At 68.1% G+C, this 6,248-nt stretch carries 1 protein-coding gene; it reads right to left on the reverse strand.

Annotation, left to right across the window (positions count from 1 at the left end; all coding sequences use genetic code 11):
- Positions 1–6,248 (reverse strand): amino acid adenylation domain-containing protein (locus tag ABZU25_RS34220; protein WP_355033505.1); only part of this gene is annotated, 6,248 nt, incomplete at both ends.

The raw sequence follows: 6,248 nt of genomic DNA on the forward strand, positions 1-6,248 counted from the left end.
GTGGGGGTTGGCGACGAATCGTTGGGCGGTGAGGTCGGTGCGGTGGTGGTAGCCGCGGGCGAGTTGGGTTCCGCTGATGTAGAGCTCGCCGGTGATGCCGGGTGGGACGGGACGCAGTGTGGGGTCGAGGACGTGGAGGTGGGTGTTCCAGGTGGGTTGTCCGATGGGGGTGGTGGGGGCGTTGGTGGTGGTGGTGTGGTGGGTGACGTCGACGGCGGCTTCGGTGGGTCCGTAGAGGTTGTGCAGGGTGGTGTGGGGCAGGGTGTGGTGGGTGTGGTGGGCGAGGTGGGTGGGCAGGGCTTCCCCGCTGGCGAAGAGGTGACGCAACTGCGGGTGCGTGGTGTCGGTGGTGGTGGTGTCGAGGAAGGTTTGCAGCATGGAGGGCACGAAGTGGGCCACGGTGATGTGGTGCTGTTCGATGGTGTGGTGCAGGTAGGTGGGGTCGCGGTGGCCGTCGGGGTCGGCCAGGACGCAGGCCGCTCCGGTGATGAGGGGCCAGAAGAACTCCCAGACGGAGACGTCGAACGTTGCGGGGGTTTTCTGCAACACCCGGTCGGTGGTGTCGAGGTGGTAGGTGTGTTGCATCCAGTGCAGCCGGTTGGTGATGGCCTCGTGGGTGACCACGACACCCTTGGGTCGGCCGGTGGACCCGGAGGTGTAGATCATGTAGGCGGGGTGCTGCGGCGTCAGCCGCACCTCGGGGCGGTGCCCGGCTTGCCCGTGGTGCTGCTCCGGCGCGGCCGACACCACCGGGACCGTGGTGTCCAGGCGGCGCTCGGTGATCAGCGCCGCCGGGAGGGCATCAGCGAGGGTGGCATGGATGCGCTCGTCGGGGTGGTCGGGGTCGATGGGTAGGTAGGCGGCGCCGGTTTTGAGGACGGCGACGAGGGCGACGAGCAGATGGGTGCTGCGGGGCAGGGCGACGGCGACGAACCGCTCAGGTCCGGCGCCGTGGGTGATGAGGGTGTGCGCGAGCCGGTTGGCTTCGGTGTCCAACTCCGCGTAGGTCAGGCTGCGGTGCCTGTCGACCGCCGCCACCTGCTCAGGGGTGCGGGCGGCCTGCGCCTCGATCAGCCGCGGCAGCACATCGGTCGGCACGGGGTGGGTGGTGTCGTTCCACCGGTGCAACAACTCGCGTTCGGCGGGGTCGAGGATGTCGAGGTCGGTGATCGACTGCTGGGGGTCGGTCGTGATGGTCTGCAGGATGCGGGTGAGTCGGTGGGCTAGGGCGGTGATGGTTTCGGGGTCGAACAGGTCGGTGCGGTATTCGATGGTGGTGTCGAGCCCGTGGGGGGTTTCGGTGAGGTCGATGGTGAGGTCGACCTTCACCGCACCGGTGTGGGTGGGGTGGATACCCACGTCGAGGCCGGGCATCGTCGCGGCGGTGTCGAGCGCGCCCTGCTGGGTGGTGTTGAGAGTCAGCAACACCTGGAACAGCGGATGGTGGGCGAGGCTGCGGGTCGGGTTCAGGTGCTCAACAAGCCGTTCGAAGGGCAGATCCTGGTGCGCGTAGGCGCTGAGGTTCGTGTCACGAACACGGTGCAGAAGATCAGCGAAGGTGGGATTGCCGTCGGTGTTCGTGCGCAGCACAAGGGTGTTGACGAAGAACCCGATGAGAGAGGTCAGGGCATCATCGGTGCGCCCGGCGATCGGTGTGCCGATGGGAATGTCGGTGCCCGCGCCGAGGCGAGTGAGCAGCGCCGCGAGGGCCGCCTGGACGACCATGAACGGGGTCACGTTGTGGTCGCGGGCGACAGCGGTGATGCCCTGCTGCAGGTCACTGGGGATGGTGAACACGTACCGGTCGCCGGCACCGCTGGCGGTCGCAGGTCGGGGCCGGTCGGTGGGCAGGGTGAGGTGTTCGGGCAGCCCGGTGAGGGTGGTGCTCCAGTAGGCGAGCTGTTGCTCGTGGGTGTCGGTGAGGAGGTCCTGTTGCCAGAGGGTGTAGTCGGCGTACTGGACGGGCAGCGGTGTCCAGTCGGGTTGCTGCTTGTTGATGCGGGCGGTGTAGGCGGTGGCCAGGTCGGTGGCCAGGGGTTGCATGGACCAGGCATCACCGGCGATGTGATGCAACAGGATCAGCAGGATGTGGTCGTCGTCGGCGACCCGTAGCAGGGTGGTGCGCAGGGGCAGTTCGGTGGCGAGGTCGAACGGCCGGGCGGCCAGGTCGGCCAAGGTGCGTTCGACCTGTGGTGCGGGGCAGTCGATGATGGGCAGCGTCACGTCGGTGTTGCCCGCTGGCAGGACCATCTGTCGGGCGTCGGAATCGTCCTCGACGATGATGGTGCGTAGGGCTTCGTGGCGGGTGCTCACGTCGTGCAGGGCTTCGGTGAGCGCGGTGATATCCAACGGACCACGTAGACGCAGCGCACCGGGAATGTTGTAGGTCGCGTTGGGTCCCTGAAGCTGATGCAGAAACCACAGTCGTTGCTGCGCCGCAGACAGCGGCACACGTTCCGGACGCGGGACCACCGGCGTCACCGGCGGACGTGCTTGCGCGGCGGTGTCCAGGATCGCCGCGAGTGCCGCGACGGTGGGCGTTTCGAAGATCTGCCGGATCGGCAACTCCACCTCAAGGGTGGCGCGGATCCGACTGACCAACCGGGTGGCCAGCAGTGAGTGCCCACCCAAATCGAAGAACCCGTCATCGATACCGACGTGCCGCACGCCCAGCACATCAGCGAACAGGTCACACAGCACCTGTTCCTGCGGCGAACGGGGCACCCGACCGATCACACTGCCGTACACCGGCACCGGCAACGCCCGGCGATCCAACTTGCCGTTGGTGGTCAGTGGTAGGCGTTCCAGTCCGACGATCGCCGACGGGATCATGTGTGCCGGCAGCACGGCTGCGGCGTGCGCGGACAGCGTCGCGTTCGTGACGTCCGGCGCCGCCACGACGTATCCGACCAGCCGCTGATCGCCCGGCTGATCCTCGCGCAGCACGACGGCTGCGTTGGAGACGTGGGGGTGGCTCAGGAGGGCGGCCTCGATCTCGCCGAGTTCGATGCGGAAGCCCCGCAGCTTCACCTGGTCGTCGGCGCGACCCAGGTACTCCAACTCGTCGTCGCGGTTCCAACGGGCGAGGTCGCCGGTGCGGTACATCCGGTCACCGGGCGGCCCGTACGGGTTGGCCACGAACCGGTGGGCGGACAACGCCGGTCGGTTCAGGTAGCCGAGAGCCACCCCGCCTCCCGCGACGTACAGCTCCCCGGTGACACCGGTCGGCACCGGACGCAGCCATTCGTCAAGCACATGTACGCGCAGGTCCGGCAGGTTCACTCCGATGGTGCTGCCCGCGGCGGCGGCGGCTCGGAGGCGGGTCAGCGCGACGTAGGAGACGTGCACTGTGGTCTCGGTGATCCCGTACATGTTGACCAGTTGGGGACTGTCGTCCTCGTGCCGCGTGTACCAGTCGGCCAACCGGGACAGATCGAGCGCCTCACCGCCGAAGATGATGTGCCGCAGGCTCAGTCGGCTGGCCGGTGCCTCCCGGTCGGCGGCGACCAGTTGGTAGAACGCGGAGGGTGTCTGGTTCAGGATGGTGACCTGTTCCCGCTCCAGCAGCCGCAGGAAGGCCGCCGGATCGCGGCTCACCGCGTACGGCACGACGACGAGCCGGCCGCCGTGCAGCAGAGCGCCCCACAACTCCCAGACGGAGAAGTCGAAAGCGTAGGAGTGGAACAGGGTCCACGTGTCGTGCGCTCCGAAGCCGAACCAGGGTCGGGTGGAGTCGAACAGTCGGGTCACGTTGAAGTGGCTGACCAGCACACCCTTCGGCTGGCCGGTGGACCCGGACGTGTAGATCACGTACGCCGGGTCCAGCGGGTGCAGCGGCCGGGTCCGTTCGGCCTGCTCCAGGTTGTCGCCTGACAAGCCGTCGGTGAGACTCGGGTCGTCGACGCGCAGCTGCGGCGTGGGACCGCCCGTGACCGCCGTGGCGGTCACGGCATCGGTCAGCACCAGCACGGGCGCGGCGTCCGCCAGCGTCGAGGCGATTCGGTCGGCCGGGTAGTCCGGATCCACCGGCAGGTAACCGGCTCCGCTCTTCACCACGGCCAGCAGCGCCGTCACGAGGTCGCCGTTGCGGGGCAGTACGAGCGCGACGAGCGAGCCGGGTCCGGCACCGTGCCGCACCAGCGCCCGAGCCAGCCGGTTGGCGCGTGCGTTCAGCGCCGCATAGGTCTCCGTGCCCGCCTCGTGTACCAGCGCGACATCCGCGGCATGGGTTGCGGCCACCCGCTCGAACAGTGCCGGAAGCACATCGCCCGGGGTGAACGACATCGGCTCGCCTCGGTATCCCGCGACGGCGACCGCTCGTTCGGCGGGGTCGAGGATGTCGAGGTCGTTGATCGACTGTCGGGGGTCGGTGGTGACGGTGTGCAGGATGCGGGTGAGCCGGTGGGCTAGGGCGGTGATGGTTTCGGGGTCGAACAGGTCGGTGCGGTATTCGATGGTGGTGTCGAGGCCGTGGGGGGTTTCGGTGAGGTCGATGGTGAGGTCGACCTTCACGGCACCGGTGTGGGTGGGGTGGATACCCACATCGAGGCCGGGCATCGTCGCGGCGGTGTCGAGCGCGTTTTGTTGGGTGGTGTTGAGGGTGAGCAGGACCTGGAACAGCGGGTGGTGGGCGAGGCTGCGGGTCGGGTTGAGGTGCTCAACGAGACGTTCGAAGGGGAGGTCCTGGTGGGCGTAGGCGGTGAGGTTCGTGTCGCGGACGCGGTGCAGGAGGTCAGCGAAGCTCGGATTCCCGTCGGTGTTGGTGCGTAGGACGAGGGTGTTGACGAAGAAACCGATGAGAGAGGTGAGGGCATCGTCGGTGCGTCCGGCGATCGGGGTGCCGATGGGAATGTCGGTGCCCGCACCGAGGCGAGTGAGCAGCGCCGCGAGGGCGGCCTGGACGACCATGAAGGGGGTGACGTTGTGGTCGCGGGCAACGGTGGTGATGCCGTCGTGCAGGTCGGTGGGGATGGTGAAGGTGACCCGGTCGCCGGCACCGCTGGCCGTGGCAGGTCGGGGCCGGTCGGTGGGCAGGGTGAGGTGTTCGGGGAGGCCGGCGAGGGTGGTGCTCCAGTAGCCGAGCTGCTGCTCGTGGGTGTCAGCGAGGAGGTGCTGTTGCCAGAGGGTGTAGTCGGCGTACTGGACGGGCAGCGGCGCCCAGTCGGGTTGCTGCTTGTCGATGCGGGCGGTGTAGGCGGTGGCCAGGTCGGTGGCCAGGGGTTGCATGGACCAGGCATCACCGGCGATGTGGTGGAGCAGGATCAGCAGGATGTGGTCGTCGTCGGCCACGCGCAGCAGAGTGGTGCGCAGGGGTAATTCGGTGGCGAGGTCGAACGGTCGCGCGGCCAGGTCAGCCAACGTGCGGTCCAGCTGCGGTGCGGGGCAGTCGATGACGGGCAACGTCACGTCGGCGTTGCCCGGTGGCAGCACCACCTGCCGGGCGCCGGAATCGTCTTCGACGATGATGGTGCGCAGCGCTTCGTGGCGGGCGCTCACGTCGTGCAGGGCTTCGCTCAGCGCGGTGATATCCAACCGACCACGTAGACGCAGCGCACCCGGAATGTTGTAGGTCGCGTTGGGTCCCTGAAGCTGATGCAGGAACCACAGTCGTTGCTGCGCCGGGGACAGCGGCACACGTTCCGGGCGGGGGATCACCGGGGTCACCGGCGGGCGCGCCTGCGCGGCGGTGTCCAGGATCGCCGCGAGTGCCGCGACGGTGGGAGTTTCGAAGATCTGCCGGATCGGCAACTCCACGTCGAGGGTGGCGCGGATCCGACTGACCAACCGGGTGGCCAGCAGTGAGTGCCCACCGAGGTCGAAGAACCCGTCGTCGATACCGACGTGCCGCACCCCCAACACGTCAGCGAACAGGTCACACAACACCTGCTCCTGCGGCGAGCGCGGCACCCGACCAACCACAGTGCCGTACACCGGCACGGGCAGAGCCCGCCGATCCAACTTGCCGTTCGGGTTCAGCGGCAGCCGTTCCAACCGTACGAACGCCGACGGGATCATGTAGGCGGGCAGCGTGGTGGCCAGATACCGGCGCAACTCCTCGACGTCGAACACCGCATCGGGCCGAATCGTCAGGTACGCCACCAGACGCTGATCACCCGGCTGGTCCTCCCGCAGCAGGACGGCTGCGTTGGTGACGCTGGGGTGTTGGGCGAGGGTGTTTTCGATTTCGCCGAGTTCGATGCGGTGGCCGCGGAGTTTGATTTGGTGGTCGGTGCGGCCGTGGTATTCGA

This window comes from Micromonospora sp. NPDC005215 (genome assembly GCF_040607915.1).
Lineage (GTDB): Bacteria > Actinomycetota > Actinomycetes > Mycobacteriales > Micromonosporaceae > Micromonospora.